This is a genomic window from Microbacterium sp. MYb66, assembly GCF_002979435.1.
GTDB lineage: Bacteria > Actinomycetota > Actinomycetes > Actinomycetales > Microbacteriaceae > Microbacterium.
In genome coordinates, this window is record NZ_PCOV01000001.1 from 354,406 (window position 1) to 373,967 (window position 19,562).

15 protein-coding genes are annotated in these 19,562 nt (G+C 68.1%); 11 read left to right on the forward strand and 4 right to left on the reverse strand.

Features of this window, described 5'->3' with window-relative positions; genetic code table 11:
• Positions 1-108: 108 nt before the first annotated feature.
• Complete coding sequence (locus CQ045_RS01665) at positions 109-402, forward strand: hypothetical protein (protein WP_105720953.1); 294 nt, start codon at positions 109-111, stop codon at positions 400-402.
• Between the two features lie 6 nt (positions 403-408).
• Positions 409-3,153 (forward strand): DUF4135 domain-containing protein, encoded by a 2,745-nt coding sequence (locus CQ045_RS01670; protein ID WP_105720954.1) that lies wholly within the window; start codon positions 409-411, stop codon positions 3,151-3,153.
• Between the two features lie 2 nt (positions 3,154-3,155).
• Here CQ045_RS01670 and CQ045_RS01675 read toward each other — a convergent pair whose 3' ends face one another.
• On the reverse strand, positions 3,156-5,039 hold the full coding sequence (locus tag CQ045_RS01675) for a chorismate-binding protein (protein ID WP_105720955.1): 1,884 nt from the start codon (positions 5,037-5,039) through the stop codon (positions 3,156-3,158).
• 219 nt (positions 5,040-5,258) lie between these two features.
• Here CQ045_RS01675 and ispG point away from each other — a divergent pair, with 219 nt between their 5' ends.
• Together ispG and CQ045_RS01685 are read left to right on the forward strand one after the other, a co-directional pair.
• A complete protein-coding gene (gene ispG, locus CQ045_RS01680) occupies positions 5,259-6,410 on the forward strand; it encodes a flavodoxin-dependent (E)-4-hydroxy-3-methylbut-2-enyl-diphosphate synthase (protein WP_181156406.1) in 1,152 nt (383 codons plus the stop codon).
• Positions 6,411-6,489: 79 nt separating this feature from the next.
• Positions 6,490-7,356 carry a hypothetical protein gene (locus tag CQ045_RS01685; RefSeq protein ID WP_105720956.1) on the forward strand — a complete coding sequence of 289 codons (867 nt, stop codon included), beginning with the start codon at positions 6,490-6,492 and terminating at the stop codon, positions 7,354-7,356.
• 214 nt (positions 7,357-7,570) lie between these two features.
• Here the strand turns inward: CQ045_RS01685 and CQ045_RS01695 are convergent, their stop codons facing one another.
• Entirely contained in the window at positions 7,571-8,986 is a 1,416-nt protein-coding gene (locus tag CQ045_RS01695) for an RNB domain-containing ribonuclease (protein WP_105720958.1), read from the reverse strand.
• A gap of 81 nt (positions 8,987-9,067) precedes the next feature.
• On the opposite strand from CQ045_RS01695, the gene CQ045_RS01700 reads away from it, so the two are divergent.
• Entirely contained in the window at positions 9,068-9,838 is a 771-nt protein-coding gene (locus tag CQ045_RS01700) for an isocitrate lyase/phosphoenolpyruvate mutase family protein (RefSeq protein WP_105720959.1), read from the forward strand.
• Between the two features lie 42 nt (positions 9,839-9,880).
• Positions 9,881-11,638 carry a proline--tRNA ligase gene (locus CQ045_RS01705; RefSeq protein WP_105720960.1) on the forward strand — a complete coding sequence of 586 codons (1,758 nt, stop codon included), beginning with the start codon at positions 9,881-9,883 and terminating at the stop codon, positions 11,636-11,638.
• Positions 11,639-11,656: 18 nt separating this feature from the next.
• Here the strand turns inward: CQ045_RS01705 and CQ045_RS01710 are convergent, their stop codons facing one another.
• Entirely contained in the window at positions 11,657-12,160 is a 504-nt protein-coding gene (locus tag CQ045_RS01710; RefSeq protein ID WP_105720961.1) for a pyridoxamine 5'-phosphate oxidase family protein, read from the reverse strand.
• Positions 12,161-12,303: 143 nt separating this feature from the next.
• Between CQ045_RS01710 and CQ045_RS01715 the strand changes: the two genes are divergently transcribed.
• Positions 12,304-13,344, forward strand: coding sequence for a TIGR00730 family Rossman fold protein (locus CQ045_RS01715; RefSeq protein ID WP_105721340.1), 1,041 nt, complete (start codon positions 12,304-12,306; stop codon positions 13,342-13,344).
• On the opposite strand, the gene CQ045_RS01720 is transcribed toward CQ045_RS01715, so the two are convergent.
• Positions 13,313-14,668, reverse strand: a complete 1,356-nt coding sequence (locus CQ045_RS01720) for an NAD(P)/FAD-dependent oxidoreductase (protein ID WP_105720962.1) — start codon at positions 14,666-14,668, stop codon at positions 13,313-13,315. The genes CQ045_RS01715 and CQ045_RS01720 overlap by 32 nt on opposite strands.
• Positions 14,669-14,800: 132 nt before the next feature.
• Between CQ045_RS01720 and nusA the strand changes: the two genes are divergently transcribed.
• The 4 genes from nusA (at position 14,801) to rbfA (ending at position 19,488) form a co-directional block, all read left to right on the forward strand.
• The gene (gene nusA / locus CQ045_RS01725; RefSeq protein ID WP_105720963.1) at positions 14,801-15,784 is read left to right on the forward strand and encodes a transcription termination factor NusA; all 984 of its coding nucleotides are present in this window, start codon (positions 14,801-14,803) and stop codon (positions 15,782-15,784) included.
• 61 nt (positions 15,785-15,845) lie between these two features.
• Positions 15,846-16,100: a YlxR family protein gene (locus CQ045_RS01730; RefSeq protein ID WP_105720964.1), complete on the forward strand. Its 255-nt coding sequence runs from the start codon at positions 15,846-15,848 to the stop codon at positions 16,098-16,100.
• 94 nt (positions 16,101-16,194) lie between these two features.
• Positions 16,195-18,966, forward strand: coding sequence for a translation initiation factor IF-2 (gene infB, locus CQ045_RS01735; protein ID WP_105720965.1), 2,772 nt, complete (start codon positions 16,195-16,197; stop codon positions 18,964-18,966).
• Positions 18,967-19,062: 96 nt separating this feature from the next.
• Entirely contained in the window at positions 19,063-19,488 is a 426-nt protein-coding gene (gene rbfA / locus CQ045_RS01740; RefSeq protein ID WP_105720966.1) for a 30S ribosome-binding factor RbfA, read from the forward strand.
• The last annotated feature ends 74 nt before the right edge of the window (positions 19,489-19,562 follow it).

Below are 19,562 nucleotides of genomic sequence, written 5' to 3' on the forward strand. Positions count from 1 at the left end.
GCCCGCGAGCGGGGGTCTCTTCGTTGACAGTCGCGGAGGCCCTACGTAACGTGGAAAGGGAAGCGCCGTACTGAGAAACGTAGAGATATATCGAAACGAGGGTGAACAATGTCAAGCATCGCGGAACTCAGAATCGCTGTTCAGGAAGCGTCGATCTCGGATCACTCCCAGGACGCTCAGGCAGGAAGACAGGTCATCGACGACGCCATCTTCCGCAGCCTGGTGGCTCGTGAGACCGAGGCGATCGACACCACGGTGTCCGGATCCGAGACCAACAACCCCCAGATGTGCACCACGGTCGCAGGACCCACGTGCCAGAACAACACGGTCTGCAACTGTGCGGTCGGCCCGACCTTCGCCGCAGAACCGTCCGCTCCGGTGACGTTCGGATGGCGCGCCTGACGGGGGATGCAGACCCTCACGCCGCAGGCGTGGATCGATTCCGTGGGAGACCAGGAACGCCACAATTGGCCTGCCCTGCTCGCCTGGGATCACGTCGCACGCCTCGGTGCTGAACTCGCCGTCATCGAGCGTCGGTCCGCCGGCATCGGTGACGGCGCGTTGATCGGAGCCTTCGTCAGCTCCTTCGTCGCGCAGGTGTCGACCATGTTGTCGACGGCGGCTGCAGACGAGTACGAGCGCGTCACGGGGGAGATCGTTCCGGACGACGGTCGGGAGATGTGGGATCGGCTTGCGGACTCGCCGAGTCGGCATTCATCGCGCCTGGACCTCGGTGACCTCATCCCGCGGACGGGACGACTCCGATCGATCTTCATCCGTGCCGCACGGGAGTTCTCCGAACGCCTCGTCCAGGAACAGGCGTCCGGGTCGTGGGTGGCGGAGCGGCTCCGCTCGGTGAGCCATCTCAAGATCCTCGGCGACGTGCACACGCGAGGCGCGGTGCTCGGCGTCTACTCGGACGGTCGACCGGTGGCGGTCTTCAAGCCGCGTTCCCTGGCGCCGGATACCGTCCTGCGCGAGATTCTCGATGCGCTCGACATCGCCGACCTGCCACGCGTGCCGCGGACGATCGATCGAGGCGATCACGGGTGGCAGGAGTACGTCGTCTTCGAGAACGTGACGACGCGCGACGGGCGTTCGGCGTATTACCGGCGGTTCGGGGGACTGGTGGCTGTCGCGAGCGCGTTGGGCATGCAGGACCTGCACTACGAGAACGTGAAGTGCTCCGACGAGTTCCCGTACCTCATCGATGCCGAGTGTGCGTTCGGGGTCGGATTGTCGCCCTCGTCGGCCGCGGCGGACGGGTACTTCGCCCGTCCGGTCCCCAGCATCCTCTCGACGCTGCTCGTGCCCAACTGGGCCAAGCGCTACGAGGATGCCGAGCCGTATGACCCGAGCGCTCTCGGCGCATTCGCCGATCCGGCTCGCCAGTCGCAGATCCGGAGGATATCCCGGCGCGACGGAGTTCTTCAGACGACATACGAGCGGTTGCCCGAAGCTCAGATCTTCGGCAGCCAGCCGCACGGAGATTCCGTCCGAGCTCCCTTCGCGGACCATGTGGCCGATCTGGAAGCGGGTTTTCGGGCGGCGGCGGCGCGGTTGAGCGACGAGCGCGTCCGATCATGCATCCTCTCTCTGGTCGAGCGCCGGACGAGTCTGCGGTGCCGCGTCCTGACGCGCTCGACCGCGTCCTTCGTGAGTCTGCTGCAGGTCAAGGGGGAGCACCGAGCGCGGGCGGCGGCGGAGCAGGTGGTGCATCAGCAGACCGGGTGGATCCGGCAGGAGGAGTCGCGGCAGCTCGACGAGGGATGCGTTCCGGTCTTCGAGCTCGACTTCCACGGATCCCGCATCGTGTCGGGAACCGGAGCATCCCTGGAGACCGGAGGAGACGCGTTCGCGCTGTGGACGGAGCGTTTCCTGACGGTGACGGACTCCACCTCGATCGATGGACAGGCCTTTCTCCTCCGGAGGTCGATCCAGCTGGGCCTGGAGGATCCCGACTGGACCGCGCCCTCGGCACCCGACCCCTCGCAACGGACGGACAGTATGCCGCCCCGCTCCGCGAACCCGGTCCGGATGATCGACGACCTGGTCGCGGAGCTCAGCGAGACGGTGCAGCGCACGGGGGACCAGCTGTGGTGGGCGTCCTCCATCCAGCACTCACCGAGCAGGCACGAGATCATGGTCACACGCTCGGGGCTGTACGACGGTCTCGCAGGGATCGTCCTGGCATCGGGAGCGGCCGCCCTCGAGAACGAGCGGGCCGCGGAGCTCTACCGGCGCACGAGTGAGTCTCTTCTTCGAGCGCTGGAGCGATTCGTCGAAGCACGCTCGCCCTCCGACGGCGAGCAGATGATGCTCGGGCTGGGGGAAGGGCCGGTGGGTGCCGCTCTGGCGCTGGCGGAGGGTGCTCGGTTGCTCGACGACCGCGGCACAAGGGAACGACTGACCCTCATCTGCGCGGCACTCGACACCCTTCCGCTGAGCTCGCCTTCACACGACTATCTGAATGGGGCGGCCGGCATCCTCCTGGCGTCGCAGCGAATCGCGGGCATCCTCGGTGAGGACTCGCTCGCCGGCATGCGCGAACGGAGTGTCGCCGGGCTGACCGACCTGCTGACCGACGCCGTGCGCGACGATCGTGTCGATCCCGGGCTCGCGCACGGGCTGTCGGGGGTCGCTCTCGCACTGTCCGCCATGGAACCCGAGGAGGAGTTGTCGGCCCTTCTGGAGGACTGCTTCGACCTCGAGGCGAGGATACTGAGCGGCGCCGAGAAACGCGGCGATGTGGAGCAGCAGCAGAAGTCTCTTTCCGGTTCGTGGTGCTGGGGCGCGACGGGACAACTCGAAGCGCGACTGCACGTCGGGCACGAGGGCGATCTCGACGCTCTGCGAGTGAGGCTCAACGGCTCGGCGTTCGGCGGACTCTCCCTCTGCCACGGGGACCTCGGGCGCGCTCTGCTGCAGCAGACGCGCGGCTACGTGGAGCGCTGGGGGCCGGAGGACGGCAGGGAATCCGCCCGCGAAGCCATCCGGATGCTCACGATGGATCCGCGTGGTTCCCGGGTCGATCCGCCATATGCGCGCCGGGTGGGACTGTTCACCGGGATCGCCGGTTCGCTGTTCTTCCTGTCGGCGCAGCGAGACAGCGCCGACGTCCGGCTGTCCACGCTGTCCTACGACGTCGGATGACCTCAGGCGAGCGCGTTGTCCACCAGGCGCTCGAGGGTGCGGATCCCGTCGCGCGAGAGGATCGATTCGAGGTGGCCCTGCACTGACGCGAATCCCTTTCCGCGGAGCGCGTAGACATCTCCGGAGGTCTGGTCCGCCGACACCTCGGCCGTGCCGACCGCTGTCGTCCCGGGAGCGACTCGCGCGGTGAAGGTGTTGTAGAAGCCGATCGAGGCATCTTCCCCGAACACCGGCACGGACTTCTGGAGACCCTGGTGAGGCGCCTCGAGCGGCGTGAGCGCGATGCCGAGCCGGTCGGCCAGGATCTGGTGGCTGAGGCACACGGCAAGCAGCGGTGCGCCGGAATCCAGACGTCGAGCGACGATCTCGCGCATCCGGGCGATGCGTGCGTTCGTCGTGTCCCGAGGGTCACCGGGACCGGGGCCGGCGACGACGAGGTCGGCGGCATCCAGCTGGGCATCCTCCACCTCGCTCCACGAAGCGATGGTCACGTCGAGACCGAGGTGGCGCAGTTGGTGGGCGAGCATCGTCGTGAACCGGTCTTCTGCATCCACGACCAGAGCCGTTCGTCCGGCGAACGGTCCGGTGAACTCCTCGCCCTGCGGATTGAGCCAGAACTCGGCCAGGCGGGCGTTGCGTGAAGACAGGAGCGCGGCGACCGTCGGATCGTTCGCGAGGGCTCGCTCTTCGCCGGGCGCATCCGCATCGCTGCGCGCCTCGGCGACGCGGTCGCGATCGATCGCCCCGATCGCGCCGAGGACGCCCGCGGCCTTCCCGTGCGTCTCGGAGACCTCGCCCGCGGGGTCGGAATGGCGCACGAGGGTCGCGCCGACGGGAACGCGCAGCGTGCCGTCCTGGAGATACACCGTACGGATGAGGATGGGAGCGTCCAGATCGTGGCCGCCGTCGCCGTTCGGGGTGAAGAGAGCGGCGACACCGGAGTAGTAGCCGCGCGGCTTCCGCTCGTGGCGTCGGATCACGGCGCAGGCATTCTGCATGGGCGATCCGGTGACGGTCGGCGCGAACATCGTCTCGCGCAGGATGTCGCGCGGGTCGAGGGCGCTGCGTCCACGGAGCATGTATTCGGTGTGGGTCAGTCGCGACATCTCCTTGAGATGAGGGCCGGTGATGCGACCGCCGTCGGAGCAGACGGCACTCATCATCTTGAGTTCCTCGTCCACGACCATGAACAGCTCCTCGGTCTCCTTCGTCGAGGCGAGGAAATCGATCAGCGTCTCCTTGGTCGCCCCGCCCGCGGGGTGACGGAACGTGCCGGAGATCGGGTTCATCGTGACGATGCCCTCGCGGGCGACCACGTGGGCTTCGGGACTCGCGCCGACGGCGATGTGGCCGGGGGTGAAGACGGCGAACGTCCAATAGGCACCCCGCTCGTGGGTGAGCAGAGCGTGGAACCAGGTGAGTGCGGCCGTACGGTCGTCGACATCGATGCTCGCGGTGAAGTCGCGGCGGATGACGAAGTTCGCACCCTCGCCCCGGCCGATCTCGTCGGCGATGACCTTCTCGACGATCGCCGCGTACTCGGCATCCGCGATGTCGAAGCCGTCATCGTGCAGCGGCACCGGGGCGCTGGGCAAGGCGGAGAGCAGTTCGGAAGTCGGCAGGTGGAGGTGCTCGTCGACGATCACGCACCGCAGGGGCGCGCCGTCGTCTTGCGCCACGAAACCTCGTTCGCGCACCTGCCGATAGGGAACCATCGCGAAGATCTCGCGCGGGGCGCCGTCGGCGGTCAGGGGGATGTCGGCGAGCAGTTCGACATCGACGACGTCGCCGCTGAGCAGCTCGACGGTGTCCGCCCCGTCTCGCGCGATCAGCACGAAGGAAGCGGTCGGATCGGCGGTGAGCTCGGCGAGTCGTGAGAGGGTCATCGATGTCTCCTGTGCAGTGCTCCGGCTCGGCGCAACGAAAAAACCGCCGAGGTCGGCGGTCTGGATTCGTGGGAACGCGAACACACCGCCTAGAAGGCGGGCCACCAGGTGACGTTCGCGAGCATGCGCCGAAACTACCACACCGAGGTTGTGGGCCCCGGGCGTATGACAGGGTGCGCCGTCCAGCCCTCACGCATCCTGGCGGCGTAGGCTTGGGGGGTGCCAGCAGTGAACCTCGGAATGCCGAAGATCCCCGAAGTCCTCGCCCCGCGCCGTAAGACTCGGCAGATCAAGGTGGGCAAGGTGCTCGTGGGCGGCGATGCTCCCGTCAGTGTGCAGTCGATGACCACGACGAAGACGACCGACATCAACGGGACTCTTCAGCAGATCGCCGAGCTCACGGCCTCCGGCTGCGAGATCGTCCGCGTCGCCGTGCCGCATCAGGACGATGCCGACGCGTTGAAGATCATCGCGATGAAGAGCCAGATCCCCGTGATCGCCGACATCCATTTCCAGCCGCGGTACATCTACACGGCGATCGATGCCGGATGCGGCGCCGTTCGCGTGAACCCGGGGAACATCCGCGAGTTCGACGGCAACGTCGGCAAGATCGCGGAGGCCGCGAAGGCCGCCGGGGTGTCGCTTCGCATCGGAGTGAACGCCGGATCGCTGGATCGCCGGATCCTCACCAAGTACGGCAAGGCCACGGCCGAGGCGCTGGTCGAGAGCGCCGTGTGGGAGGCATCGCTGTTCGAGGAGCACGACTTCCACGACTTCAAGATCTCGGTCAAGCACAACGACCCCATCGTGATGGTCAAGGCGTACCGTCAACTCGCCGAGCGCGGCGACTGGCCGCTGCATCTCGGCGTGACCGAGGCGGGCCCGGCCTTCCAGGGCACGATCAAGAGTGCGACGGCCTTCGGCATCCTGCTGGGCGAGGGCATCGGCGACACGATCCGCGTCTCGCTCTCCGCCCCGCCGGCGGAAGAGGTCAAGGTCGGCCACCAGATCCTGCAGTCGCTCAACCTGCGGGAACGCAAGCTCGAGATCGTGTCGTGCCCGTCCTGCGGTCGCGCGCAGGTCGACGTGTACACGCTCGCCGAAGACGTCACCGAGGGCCTGAAGGACATGACCGTTCCGCTGCGCGTCGCTGTGATGGGCTGTGTCGTCAACGGTCCTGGCGAGGCTCGCGAGGCCGACCTCGGCGTCGCCTCGGGCAACGGCAAGGGCCAGATCTTCGTGAAGGGCGAGGTCATCAAGACCGTGCCTGAGGCGGACATCGTCGCCACATTGATCGAAGAGGCCAACCGGATCGCGGCCGAGATGGGGCCGGAAGCCCCGCTCGGCACGGCCCAGGTCGTCACGGTCTGAGCCCGGCTCGTCGAGTCACGTCATCGATGGCATCCCGCTGTCGACGCACGGAGCACAGCCGTCGAATCCGAGGAGAACCATGTCGACGCCCACCATCGTGACCTTCCCCGACGGGGCCCTCGCCGGAGACGGCAACGTCACCCGCGTCGAGAGCCATCTCGACGGCACGGTCATCGTCGTCGACTCGACCCCCTTCCACCCCGTCGACCACACCTGGCCGGATCAGCCCGGCGACGCGGGAGCCATCTCCGTCGGGGACGACACCGTCCAGGTGGCGGAGGCACTGATGGCCGCGGTCTCAGATGAGGGCGAGTTCGCGGTCGGGAGCGACATCCCCGTCAAGCGCGGTGCGGACGGCTGGACGTGGCTCGTCGGGCATCGCATCGCGGGTGCCGTTCCGCCTTCGCTCGCTGAGGGCGCACGGGTTTCCCTCTCCGTCGACGGCGCCCGCCGTGCCGGCCTGAGCCGCGGCCACACGGCCTGTCATCTCGCCTCCCTCGCGCTCGACCTGGCTCTCGCCGACCTCTGGCGGAAGGATCCGGGTGCGGATGCCCTCGGCACCCCCGACTTCGAGGGCCGCGCCAATCAGTCGAGTCGCATCCACGAAGGCGGGGCCGTGGACGAGTACCGCCTCGGCAAGAGTCTGCGTCGAGCAGGTTTCGATACCGAGACGTTCGCCGTGACAATCGCCGATCGTGAGGCGCGGGTCAACGACCAGCTCGCGGCGTGGGTTGCCTCGGGCGCGCCCAGCAGCGTCGAGACGGAGGGCCCGACGATCATCGACCGGCGGCGCTGGCACTGCGAGCTCCCGGAGGGAGAGGCGGTGATCCTCTGCGGAGGAACGCACGTCGATTCGCTCGCGGCGTTCGCTTCGATCACGGTGTCGCTCGATCTGAGCGATCCGCAGCTCCTGGTCATGACGACCGTGGCGACGCCCGCGGCCTGAGGCTGCCGTCACACCGAGCTACCAGGTGGCGATACGAGGCGTGACCTCAAGGCATGCAACAGGTGCCTCACCGCAACGCTCTGCAGTCGGAGGAGAGCCGAGGCGAGATGAGAGGGATCGTCGCTCTCGCTTCGCGCCGTGATCGCCTCGTCGAGCACCCCCGCCAGCATGGAGACGGGCGCCGACATCGTCAGGGAAATCGTCGGCAGGAGGTTCAGACCGCGAACTCCACCTCGCCGCGGGCGATGTCCGCTCGAACGACGCGCAGCCGCACGACGTCGCCCGGCTTCGATCCTTCGGGGACCGGCGCGGTCGCGGTCACCGCGGGATCGGCGAGCTGGATGGCCGCACGCTCGCCGCGCAGTTCGATCACGGTCGCCTCGATCGTCGTGCCGACCAGGGGAGTGAGGAGCGCTGCCTCGACGCCGTTGATCGTCGCGGAGTTCAAGCGGGATGCACGCTGACCGGACTCCTGCATGAGGGCCGGAAGCTCGGCGAGAGACGAGCGTGCCCATTCCGGTACCGCATCGCCCCTCGACACCGCGAGACAGATCGCGAGGACCCAGCGATCCACCAGCCGGCGCAGCGGAGCGGTCGCATGAGCGTAGGGGGCGGCGATGGCGGCCTGTGCGGCGTCCTTCGGCGCCTCGCCGTCGAAGACCACATACCCCGCTCCACGGAACAGCGATGAAGCAGCCTCCAGCACGGGGAGCGTCATCGGGTCGGCGCGGTCGAGGCCTCGCAGATACTCGCCGTACGCTCCCGACTTCCAGGGGCGCCCGAGGGCTTCGGTCTGATGACGGAACGTCTCGAAGGCGGTCTCGTCCGGTTCCGGCATCGTGCGGAGGATGCCCACCCCGGCGTCGAGCATCAGGGAGGCCGCCGCCATCCCGGTCATGAGCGAGAGCTGGGCGTTCCACTCCTCGACGGGGAGCGGACTGCGACGTTCGATCGCGTACGCCCCGTCCTCGGCGCGCACGACCTCTTCGTCGGGCAGATTCAGGCTCGCGCCTCCGCGCCGGCGCTCCTGCTCGACGCGCAGAGCGCCGATCTCCGGAAGCAGCGCGGCGGGTCCGTGCTCGCCTCGGTCCAGGGACGCCTGCGTCGTCGTGTAATCGAGCTGCGCGACGGAGCGGATCAGTGCGCGCTCGAGCCGGAAGTCCGTCACGGCACCCGCCGCGTCAAGCGAGAACGTCCACACCAGGGCCGGCCGATCGACGTCGGCGAGCAGCGAAGCGCGGTCCTCGCTCAGGACGGGCGGATGCAGGGGGATCGTGCCGTCCGCGGCGTACAGCGTCTGCCCGCGACGGCGAGCTTCGACATCCACGGCTCCACCCGGCGTCACGAACCCCGGAACATCGGCGATCGCGTAGCGCACCGTGTAGCCGCGTCCGGAGCGCTCCAGGTGGAAGGCCTGGTCGAGGTCCCGCGAGCCCTGCGGATCCAGTGTGGCGAAGGGGATGCCCCGAAGATCCAGGTCCGGCGCGGACGCGATCGATGCCTCCGCCTCGGCGACGACCTCCGCGGGGAAGTCGATCGGCGCGTCCACGGACTCCCGAAGCGCGGCGAGGGCCGCGGACAGTTCGGTCTGGGCGGCGGACGGGGCGACGTGTGATCGGCGCTGAGGCATGGCTCCACACTAGGCGGGCGAAGTCGGAGCGGAGCGCGCGGAACCGGCCCCGGAGACGCCATCCCGCGTTAGCGTGGTGTCATGACCACTGCAGCCAAGGCCCAGACCCTCGTCGGACTCTACGATGCGCCGGAGATCCTCCGCGTGGTGAACGTGTGGGACGTCGTGTCCGCACGCGCCGTCGCCGCCCTCCCGGAGACGAAGGCACTCGCCACCGCCGGCCACGGCATCGCCGCATCGTTCGGCTATGACGACGGCGCCACCCCGCGCGAGATCATGATCGACATGGTCGGCCGGATCGCGGCAGCCGTGCAGGTCCCCGTCACCGCCGACCTCGATGACGGATACGGCGATGCGGGCGAGACGACGCGTCTCGCCATCGCAGCCGGCGTCGTCGGCGCGAACGTCGAGGACCGCCTGAAGCCGCTCGACGAATCCGTCGCCGCGGTCGAGGCGATCGTCAAGGCGGCAGAGGCCGAAGGAGTGCCCTTCGCGCTCAACGCCCGTACCGACGCCTTCGTCCGGGCCGGGTCCCGGTCCGTCCAGGAGAGCATCGCCGACGCGATCCAGCGCGGGCGCGCGTACCTCGACGCGGGAGCGACCGCCGTGTTCGTCCCCGGCATCCTCGACATGAACGTCACCCGTCAGCTCGTCGAGGGCATCGGAGAGCGCAAGGTGAGTGTGATCGGGATCCCGGGCGCGCTCGCTGCGTCGGAGTACGAGAAGCTCGGCGTCGCACGCATCTCCTACGGCCCTCTTCCGCAGCGCGTCGCGCTGACCGCGTTGCAGGAGCTCGCGGCCGACCTGTACGCGGGTGGCGTCGTGCCGGCGAACCTTCCCGCGCTCAACTGACGACGTCGAAGACGAGTGACCACGGCTCACTAGACTTGCTCCGTGGTCACTCGTCTTTCGAACTTCTTCCTCCGCACGCTCCGTGAAGACCCTGCAGGCGCAGAGGTCGCCAGCCACCGGCTGCTGATCCGGGCCGGATACATCCGCCCGCAGGCCGCCGGCATCTTCGCGTGGTTGCCATTGGGTCTGCGCGTGAAGGCGAAGATCGAGACCGCCATCCGCGAGGAGATGGCGGCAGCCGGTGCGCAGGAGGTCCACTTCCCGGCACTCATGCCGCGGGAAGCCTACGAGGCGAGCGGTCGTTGGGAGGAGTACGGCGATCTGCTCTTCCGTCTGCAGGACCGCAAGGGCGGCGACTATCTTCTCGCCCCGACGCATGAAGAGGCGTTCACGCTGCTCGTGAAGGACCTCTACTCGTCGTACAAGGATCTCCCGCTGATGATCTACCAGATCCAGGACAAGTACCGTGATGAGGCTCGTCCTCGCGCCGGACTGCTCCGCGGTCGCGAGTTCACGATGAAGGACGCCTACTCCTTCGACTCCTCCGACGAAGGCCTCGACGTCAGCTACCAGGCGCAGCGCGACGCATACGAGCGCATCTTCCAGCGGCTCGGGCTCGAGTACGTCATCGTGCAGGCGGATGCCGGTGCGATGGGCGGATCCCGCAGCGAGGAGTTCCTGCACCCGACCCCCGTCGGTGAAGACACCTTCGTGCGCAGCGCGGGCGGGTATGCGGCGAACGTCGAGGCGTTCACCACCGCCGTCCCCGACGCCATTGCGTTCGACGCGGACGCAGCGCCGGTGATCTTCGACTCTCCCGACACGCCGACCATCGAGACGCTGGTCGCGCACGCCAACCGCGAGCTCGACGGCGAGTACACCGCAGCCGACACGCTCAAGAACGTCGTCCTCGCGCTCACGCACCTCGACGGCACGCGCGAGCTGGTCATCGTGGGCATCCCCGGCGACCGCGAGGTCGACGAGAAGCGCGCCGAGGTGGCGTTCGCGCCCGCCGAGGTCGAGACGGCCACGGCCGACGACTTCGAGAACAACCCGCTGCTGGTGAAGGGCTACATCGGTCCCTGGTCGCCGACCGGCGCCGTGCTCGGCGAGGAGTCGGCCACCGGCATCCGCTATTTGGTCGATCCGCGCGTCAGCGAGGGGACGAGCTGGATCACCGGTGCGAACAGCGACGAGAAGCACGCGCACTCCGTGGTGGCCGGGCGCGACTTCGCCGCCGACGGCATCGTGGAGATCGCGAACGTGCGTGCAGGAGATCCCGCCCCCGACGGCTCCGGCCCGGTCGAGCTCGCGCGCGGCATGGAGATCGGCCACGTCTTCCAGCTCGGTCGCAAGTACGCCGAGGCGCTGGGGCTGAAGGTCCTGAACGAGAACGGCAAGCTCGTCACCGTCACGATGGGCTCGTACGGCATCGGCGTGACCCGCATCCTCGCGATCATCGCCGAGCTCAACAACGACGAGAAGGGCCTGATCTGGCCCGCATCCGTCGCCCCGTTCGACGTGCAGGTCGTCGCCGCCGGCCGGGACCAGGTCGCATTCGAGGTGGCCGAGGGGATCTCCGCTCAGCTCGAGGCCGCGGGCCTCGACGTGCTCTACGACGACCGCCTGAAGGTGTCGCCCGGCGTGAAGTTCGGCGACGCCGAGCTCGTCGGAGTGCCGAAGATCGTCATCGTCGGTCGTGGTGCGGCCGAGGGCCAGGTGGAGCTGTGGGATCGTCGCACCGGTGACCGGGAAACGGTCTCCGTCGACGATGTCGTGGAGCGGCTCTCCGCCTCCTGAGCAGCCGCGGCCGTGTCGTCAGCAGACGATGCGGCCGTGGTTCATGACGTCCTCGTCGGGGGTGTCGCGGGTGACCAGCGACTTCAGGGCGCCGGCTGCCAGCGCGAGCTTGCCCTTCGCCGGCTCCCAGAACTCGACCACCTTCGGGGTCACCTTCAGCAGCGCGATCCCCGGGGTCTCGAGCCCGTCGGCGAACCAGATCTCGAGTGACGCGGAGTAGAGCTCCTCCATCTTGGTCCGGTCGTGGACGACCTCGGCCGTGCCGGCGACCGAGACGTACCGCATGCCCTTGGCATCGCAGTAGGCGAGGCCCACGTCGTGGTGTCGTCGAGCCTCCTCGACCTTCTCGGTGTCCTCCGCCGTGAAGAACCAGATGTTCCCGGCGTCGTCCATCTGCCTGGTCGACATCGGGCGGCTCACGAGGTTGCCGTCGTCGTCGGTGGTGGTGAGCATCGCGATGTCGATGTCCTCCACGAGGTCTGCGACGCGGGCGAGTGCTTCGGGTCCTGTGATCTCCGTCATCACGCCAGGGTGCCGTGCGCGGCCGCAGAGGGCACGGGCATTGACATCCCGGCCGCGCAGTGATCACGGAGGCACGGCCGGGCGTCGACACGTTGACCGGCGTTGCGGACCGCGCTCTCGGCGCCGCGTGCCACGCTGGTCTCATGATCGACGAACCACTGCCCGAAGCCCTCAGCTCCGAGATCAACGCCGTCCTCGACGAGGCGGGCGTGCACTCCGACCGGCGGCTGGTGATGCGGATGCTGCGCACCGCGATCCTGCTCGGCGAAGACGGGGCCGACCGCCTCGATCTGAAGATCGCTTCCGCCGCCCTGGCGGAGATGCGCGACGCGTTCCGTCTGTTCGCACCGTTTCGCGGAGTCCCCAAGGTGACGGTCTTCGGGTCGGCCCGCACCAGGCAGGACGATCCGCTGTACCTCACCGCGCGCGATGTGGCCGCGGCGCTGGCGGGGGACGGCTGGATGGTGGTCACGGGGGCGGGTCCGGGCATCATGCAGGCCGCCTCCGAGGGCGCGGGGCCCGCCCTCTCCCTCGGCGTCTCGATCCGCCTCCCGTTCGAGGAGAAGGCGAACGGCCTCGTCACGGGGCAGGACCACGTCGTCGCGATGAAGTACTTCTTCACCCGCAAGCTGATGCTCATCAAGGAGTCCCTCGGCTTCATCTGCCTGCCCGGAGGATTCGGCACCCTGGACGAGATGTTCGAGCTGCTCACCCTGCAGCAGACCGGCAAGGCAGAGCCGACGCCGATCGTGCTCCTCGATCAGCCGGGCGGGACATTCTGGCAGGGCCTTCGCAGCTTCATCGATGACCACCTCGCCCCGACCGGAGTCATCTCGGAGGGAGACTTCGATCGCGTCGTGATCACGGACTCGGTCGAAGCGGCGCGCGCGGAGATCACCGGGTTCTGGCACAACTACGACTCGCTGCGCTGGGTGGGTGACGCGCTGGTGCTGCGTCTGCGCGCCCGACCGACGGACGCCGAGATCGAGAGGCTGAACGACGAGTTCGGCGCGATGCTGTCCTCAGGGCGCATCGAACGGACGGCACCGAGGCAACCCGAGGTCGCCGATGACGACGCCCTGGATCTCCCACGGCTGATGCTGCACCTCGATCAGCGTCAGGTCGGGAATCTGTTCCGATTGATCGGTGCGATCAACGCGCTGCCGTCTGCTCCCGCGCGATGATGCGGGCCGCGAAGTCGGCGAGGTCGACAGGGCGATCGAGGATGCGCTCCGCCGCCCGCCGTCCGGAGTAGAGCGCGGCGCCGACGGTCGCCGGCTCATCACCCCAGGTGGCCTCGCCCGCGAAGTGGAGGACGCCGTCGACGGGACCGGCGAGGGCATCGTGATCGTGATGCGTCGACCCGAGTGCGAGGTGGGAGTACGAGCCGTTCGAGAACTCGTCGTGGCCCCAGTGCGTGATCCAGTGGGCGAGAGGTTCGCCGACGGCGTCGCCGAACAGCACCCTTAGCGCGCGGAGCACATCGGCGACCACGTCGTCGTCGGGCAGCTCCTGCATGCGACGGCCGAACGGCCCGGCCGCGAAGGTCAGCAGGGTGGGGATCCCGCTGACGGCGGACACGTCGTACCACGAGTGCCAGTGCTCTCCGGCCTCGCCGAGTGCGCGGAGCACGTAGCTCTCCTCATCCCAGAAGCGCTCGGGGAACTGGAGGAACACCTTGTTGAAGACCCCCATCCCGAGACGCTCGATCGGCCCGGCGACCTCGTCGGGCAGGGCGGGGTCGAACGTGATCGAGCCGGCCTGGAGCACGCCGAGCGGCACCGTGACGATGACCCGATCCGCAGTGAACTCCTCGCTTCCGGTGCGGACGACCATACCTCCCGCGGAACGGACCACATGCGTGACCCGGGCGTCCAGGCGGATGTCGAGCCCGGCGCCGATGCGGCGGGGGAGTTCGTCGTAGCCGCGGGGGAAGATCACCTCGTCGCCGTCGATGGCATCCTCATCGAGGCCGTGGGCGTCGAGGTCCCCGATCCACGCGCCGCACTGCTCCTCGACCCGGTGACGGAAGTACTCGCGGATGTCATCGATGCGCTCGGGCGAGAGTCCTGAGCGATCGAGCGCACGCTCGGTGACATCGAGATAGGTGTCGCCGGGGGAGGAGGAGCCGATCTCCTCGACGAGCAGGAGGTCTGCGGCCTCGACGTCGGCGATCCACTCGGCGGTGGCCGCGGCATCCATGGGCCTGCCGTCACCGTCGAAGTTCTGGATGGGACGGCCGCCGACCTGGAAGCTGCCCACCGTGTACTCGATCGCGGGAATCCGGAGGGCGTGGACGAGATCCCAGAGCGGCGAGTCCTCGATCCCGTGGATCCAGGAGGCGCCGAGATCGACCGGGAACCCGGCGCTGCGGTCGGTGCGCATCCGGCCGCCGATGCGGTCGCGTCCTTCGAGGACGACGACGCGCTGCCCGGCGTCGGCGAGCATGCGGGCACTCGTGAGCCCGGACATCCCTGCGCCGACGACGATGGTGTCGAATGTGCTCACGTGCTCCTCCTCGAGTGACGCCCCTGTCGCGACGGCGCTGCCGCCGTGGCAGGGGTCGGTTGGCACAGGGTATCGTGGTACGGATGTCGCGCGTGCGAACAGGCGCGACGAGAGCTGAATAGAGAGGCCGTCATGGACATCGAACTGAGTCTGCTGCGAGGGATCGAGAAGGAGAAGGCGATTCCCTTCGATGAGCTCGTCGCGATCATCGAGCAGGCGATCCTGACCGCGTACTCGAAGCACGTCGCAGCCGATGGCGTCACTCCCGAGGGCGTCCGTGTCGACCTCGATCGCAAGACCGGCCACGTCGCCGTACTGCAGGTCGTCAAGGACGAAGAGGGCGCGATCATCGGCGAGGAAGACGCCACCCCGGACGACTTCGGTCGGATCGCGGCGTTCGCCGCCAAGCAGGTCATCAGCCAGCGTCTGCGGGACATCGCAGACGACGTGGTGCTCGGCGACTTCAAGGACAAGGAAGGCGACATCGTCGCCGGAGTCATCCAGCAGGGCCCGAACCCGCGCATGATCCACGTCGATCTCGGAGCCGTCGAGGCGATCCTGCCCCCCGAGGAGCAGGTGCCCGGCGAGGAGTACACGCACGGCTCGCGCCTCCGTGTGTACGTCACGAGCGTCGCCAAGGGCCTCAAGGGACCGCAGATCACCGTCTCCCGCACGCATCCCGGACTCGTCCGCCGGCTCTTCGCCCTGGAAGTGCCCGAGATCGCGGCCGGACTCGTCGAGATCGTGGCGCTGGCTCGCGAGGCCGGGCATCGCACGAAGATCGCGGTGAAGGCGAACGACCCGTCGATCAACGCGAAGGGCGCCTGCATCGGCGAGCTCGGACGCCGCGTGCGCGCGGTGACCGAGGAGCTCGCGGGGGAGAAGATCGACATCGTCGACTATGACGCGGATCTGCCCACCTTCGTGGCTCACGCCCTCTCGCCGGCGAAGGTCACGAGCTCGTTCGTCCTCGACGCGAACACCAAGGCGGTCCGCGCCCTGGTCCCCGACTACCAGCTTTCGCTCGCGATCGGCAAGGAAGGCCAGAACGCGCGTCTGGCCGCCAAGCTCACGGGCGCGAAGATCGACATCCAGCCCGACAGCGTCCTCGACTGACCGACTCCGGACTCCCGCCTCGCCGGGGCTCGGGCGAGGCGGGATGAAACGCAGGTGTAAGATGGAACCCGTACGAACGTGCGTCGGTTGCCGTACGCGTGCTCCCCGCTCCGCTCTTCTCAGGGTGGTGATCCAGAACGACATCCTCGTCCCCGACGAGCGTGCGGTTCTGCCGGGGCGTGGCGCGTGGGTGCATCCGACACCCGATTGCATGGAGGCCGCTCTGCGGCGACGCGCATTCGGACGGGCACTGCGTGTGACCACTGAGCTGGACACACGGACCTTCGAACAGCACCCACCCAGAAACAAAGGCTGAACAGCTATGGAAACAAAGTGAACGGCTCGAAATGAGACCCGTCCGCGACTAGTGGTCTGCCCTGTCTGGGTAGACCGACTCAGACAGGAGAATTGTGGCTGGTAAACCACGCGTACATGAGATCGCCGCCGAACTCGGCGTCGACAGCAAGATCGCACTTGCAAAGCTCAAAGAACTCGGTGAGTTCGTCAAGAGCCCGTCTTCCACCATCGAACCGCCGGTGGCGCGCAAGCTGCGCGCGGCGATCGAGGCAGACGGCTCGCTGAAGGCGGCGGCTCCCGCTGCGCCCGCGGCCAAGCCGTCGGCCAAGTCGACCTCGTCGGCTCCCAAGCCCGGCGGCTCGTCGGCGCCGACCCCCGGACCCAAGCCGGGACCGAAGCCCGCACCGGCCCCCGCTGAGGCGGCACCGGTGGAGGCTGCGCCCGTCGAAGCCGCTCCGGTGGAGAAGGCCCCCGCCGCGGAAGCCGCTGAGGCCCCGACCGACGCGAAGTCCGCTGACGGCGGCGCTCCGAAGCCGGGTGCTCCGCGCCCCGGCAACAATCCGTTCTCCTCGGCGCAGGGCATGGGCCAGCGTCCCGCAGGTCCTCGCCCCGGCAACAATCCCTTCGCCTCGGCGCAGGGAATGGGCCAGCGCCCGAGCCCGACTCCCGGGAACATCCCGCGCCCCCAGGCTCCTCGCCCCGGCGCACCGCGTCCGGGAGCTCCTCGTCCCGGCTCCCCCCGTCCCGGCGCTCCTCGCGGTGGTCAGGGCGGTCGTCCCGGTGCTCCGTTCCAGCAGCGCACCGGCGGCCCCGGTCGTCCCGGCGGTGCCGGTGGACCCGGCGGTGCCGGCGGACCCGGAGCACGTCCCGGCGGTGGCGGCGGTTTCGCCGGTCGTCCCGGTGGCGGTGGCGGTCGTGGTCGTGGCCCCGGCGGTGGTACCGCTGGTGCCTTCGGCAAGGGCGGCGGCAAGAGCAAGCAGCGCAAGTCGCGGCGGGCGAAGCGGCAAGAGTTCGAGATGCGGAGTGCTCCGGTCGTCGGTGGCGTCAACGTCACCCGCGGCAACGGAGAGATCATCCGCATGCGTCGCGGCGCATCGATCGCGGACTTCGCCGACAAGATCGAGACGCTGACCGGTTACACGGTCCAGCCGGGAACCCTCGTCACCATTCTCTTCAACCTCGGCGAGATGGCCACGGCCACCGAGTCGCTGGATGAGGCGACGTTCGAGGTCCTGGGTGCTGAGCTCGGCTACAAGATCCAGATGGTCTCGCCCGAGGACGAGGACAAGGAGCTCCTCGAGGGCTTCGGTCTCAACCTCGAGCAGGAGCTCGAGGAAGAGGACGAGGACGACCTCGAGATCCGTCCGCCGGTCGTCACCGTCATGGGTCACGTCGACCACGGTAAGACCCGCCTCCTCGACGCCATCCGTCAGACCAACGTCATCGAGGGTGAAGCCGGTGGCATCACCCAGCACATCGGTGCGTACCAGGTCTGGACCGAGCACGAGGGCATCGAGCGTGCCATCACGTTCATCGACACCCCGGGTCACGAGGCGTTCACCGCCATGCGTGCCCGTGGTGCGCAGGTCACCGACCTCGCGATCCTCGTGGTCGCGGCCGACGACGGCATCATGCCGCAGACGGTGGAGGCGCTCAACCACGCCCAGGCGGCAGGCGTCCCGATCGTGGTCGCGGTGAACAAGGTCGACAAGCCCGACGCCAACCCGTCGAAGGTTCGTCAGCAGCTGACCGAGTACGGTCTGGTCGCTGAGGAGTTCGGTGGCGATGTCATGTTCGTCGATGTGTCCGCTCGTGCCGGCACCGGCATCCAGGAGCTTCTGGACGCCGTTCTGCTCACCGCAGACGCAGGTCTCGACCTGACCGCGAACCCGAACAAGGCCGCTCGCGGTGTCGCCATCGAGGCGAAGCTCGACAAGGGCCGCGGGTCGATCGCGACGGTGCTGATCCAGTCCGGAACGCTCCGGATCGGTGACGCGATCGTGGCCGGCACGGCGTACGGTCGTGTGCGTGCCATGGCAGACGAGAACGGCGATGCCGTCCTCGAGGCCTACCCGTCGCGTCCGGTGCAGGTGCAGGGTCTGAACTCGGTGCCGCGTGCCGGCGACGTCTTCATCGTCACCGATGAGGACCGCATGGCGCGTCAGATCGCCGAGAAGCGCGAGGCCGTCGAGCGCAACGCCCAGCTGGCCAAGGCTCGCAAGCGCATCTCGCTCGAGGACTTCACCCGTGCTCTCCAGGAGGGCAAGGTCGAGTCGCTCAACCTCATCATCAAGGGTGACGTCTCCGGTGCCGTCGAGGCGCTCGAGGAATCGCTCCTCAAGATCGAGGTCGACGACTCGGTGCAGCTGCGCATCATCCACCGCGGTGTCGGTGCGATCACCGAGTCCGATGTCAACCTGGCGACGATCGACAACGCGATCATCGTGGGCTTCAACGTCCGCCCCGACACGAAGGCGCGCGAGCGCGCTGCGCGTGAAGGCGTGGACATCCGGTTCTACTCGGTGATCTACAACGCCATCGATGAGATCGAGAGCTCGCTCAAGGGCATGCTCAAGCCGGAGTACGAAGAGGTCCAGTCGGGTGTCGCCGAGATCCGCGAGGTGTTCCGCTCCTCGAAGTTCGGCAACATCGCCGGTGTCATCGTGCGATCGGGAACGATCACGCGCAACGCCAAGGCTCGTGTCATCCGTGACGGCGTCGTTCTGGCCGATGGTCTCGCCATCGAGTCGCTGCGTCGCTTCAAGGATGACGTCACCGAGGTGCGTACGGACTACGAGGCCGGTATCGGCCTCGGCAAGTACAACGACATCCAGATCGGTGATGAGATCGAGACGACCGAGCTCGTCGAGAAGCCTCGCGGCTGATCAATTCGAAAACACCTTCGGGCGTCCTTCGCTCCCGCTCCTCCGGAGTGTGGAGAAGAAGGACGCCCTGAGGGTTCCTGGACAGGGAGAGAGACAATGGCAGGCGAACGACAGGCCCGTCTCGCGGATCGTATCCGCGTGATCCTCGCCGAGAGACTGGAGAAGGGGCTGCGGGATCCGCGCCTCGGCTTCGTCACCATCACCGATGTGCGCGTGAGCGGAGACCTCCAGCACGCATCCGTGTTCTACACGGTGCTGGGCACGGAGGAGGAACGCCTCTCGAGCGGTGCTGCGCTCACGTCGGCGACCGGCATGCTGCGCAGCGAGGTCGGGCGACAGCTGAGTACGCGGCTCGTCCCGACGCTCGAGTTCATCCCGGATGCTCTTCCGGAGAACGCCGACCACATCAGTGCGCTGCTGCGCGAGGCTCAGCAGCGCGATGCCGACGTGGCGAAGCTCGCCTCCTCGGCATCGCACGCCGGCGAGGCAGACCCGTACCGTACGGACGACGACTCCGAGTGAGACCCGTTTGATACGCTCGGCTTCGCGGGATCACCTCCCGCGAAGCTGAGGGGGATCGGCATCGAGGGTACGAG

What these genes read in the sequence shown, in the direction of transcription:
- CQ045_RS01665 (WP_105720953.1), top strand. Translation starts at nt 109, where the DNA reads ATGTCAAGCATCGCGGAACTCAGAATCGCTGTTCAGGAAGCGTCGATC.
- CQ045_RS01670 (WP_105720954.1), top strand. Translation starts at nt 409, where the DNA reads ATGCAGACCCTCACGCCGCAGGCGTGGATCGATTCCGTGGGAGACCAG.
- CQ045_RS01675 (WP_105720955.1), bottom strand. Translation starts at nt 5,039, where the DNA reads ATGACCCTCTCACGACTCGCCGAGCTCACCGCCGATCCGACCGCTTCC.
- CQ045_RS01685 (WP_105720956.1), top strand. Translation starts at nt 6,490, where the DNA reads ATGTCGACGCCCACCATCGTGACCTTCCCCGACGGGGCCCTCGCCGGA.
- CQ045_RS01695 (WP_105720958.1), bottom strand. Translation starts at nt 8,986, where the DNA reads ATGCCTCAGCGCCGATCACACGTCGCCCCGTCCGCCGCCCAGACCGAA.
- CQ045_RS01700 (WP_105720959.1), top strand. Translation starts at nt 9,068, where the DNA reads ATGACCACTGCAGCCAAGGCCCAGACCCTCGTCGGACTCTACGATGCG.
- CQ045_RS01710 (WP_105720961.1), bottom strand. Translation starts at nt 12,160, where the DNA reads ATGACGGAGATCACAGGACCCGAAGCACTCGCCCGCGTCGCAGACCTC.
- CQ045_RS01715 (WP_105721340.1), top strand. Translation starts at nt 12,304, where the DNA reads ATGATCGACGAACCACTGCCCGAAGCCCTCAGCTCCGAGATCAACGCC.
- nusA (WP_105720963.1), top strand. Translation starts at nt 14,801, where the DNA reads ATGGACATCGAACTGAGTCTGCTGCGAGGGATCGAGAAGGAGAAGGCG.
- CQ045_RS01730 (WP_105720964.1), top strand. Translation starts at nt 15,846, where the DNA reads ATGGAACCCGTACGAACGTGCGTCGGTTGCCGTACGCGTGCTCCCCGC.
- rbfA (WP_105720966.1), top strand. Translation starts at nt 19,063, where the DNA reads ATGGCAGGCGAACGACAGGCCCGTCTCGCGGATCGTATCCGCGTGATC.